Source organism: Pseudomonas psychrophila (assembly GCF_001043005.1).
GTDB lineage: Bacteria > Pseudomonadota > Gammaproteobacteria > Pseudomonadales > Pseudomonadaceae > Aquipseudomonas > Aquipseudomonas psychrophila.
In genome coordinates this window covers 1-514 of sequence record NZ_JYKZ01000119.1, presented here as the reverse complement: position 1 = coordinate 514, position 514 = coordinate 1, and the positions used below count along the sequence as shown (strand labels likewise).

The following is a 514-nucleotide window of genomic DNA, read 5'->3' as shown; positions in this document are numbered from 1 at the left end:
CGCGGTGGTCGGGTGGGTGCCGGTGCCAAACGCCAGGCCCGGATCGAGCAGCAGGTTCACGGCGCCCGGCTCGGGAGCTGCGTGCCAGCTGGGTACGATCCACAGGCGCTGGCCGAAGCGCATCGGGTGGAAGTTGTCCATCCAGCTGCGTTCCCAATCCTGGTCTTCGATGACTTCGGCGTGGTGCTCGGGCAAGGGCGAGCCGGTCAGCAGTTCCAGATGGGACAGAACGAGTTTGGCTTCGGTGCCGCCTTCGAACAGTGCCAGCAAGTGGGTGTGCGACCACAGTGGGGTGGTGTTGAGTTCAGGTTCAAAGATCGGTTGATCTTCGGCGTCCATGAACGTGACCGAAACAGCGCCGACTTCGAGGAAAGCGTCTTCGTAGGTTTCGGCTTGTTCCGGGCTGATGGCGAGGCGTACTTGCAGCCAAGGCATGGCGGGCACCTTTGAATTAAGAGGAATATGCAGCCTGTCGGGCCGCGAAAGCGCGCAAGTTTACGCGAGCAGGGGCGTG

At 62.3% G+C, this 514-nt stretch carries 1 protein-coding gene; it reads right to left on the bottom strand.

The features are described 5' to 3' along the window. Nucleotides 1-435, bottom strand: a 435-nt coding sequence (locus tag TU76_RS24380) for a 50S ribosomal protein L11 methyltransferase (RefSeq protein WP_048352721.1), incomplete at its 3' end; no start/stop codon positions are given. Nucleotides 436-514: the final 79 nt, after the last annotated feature.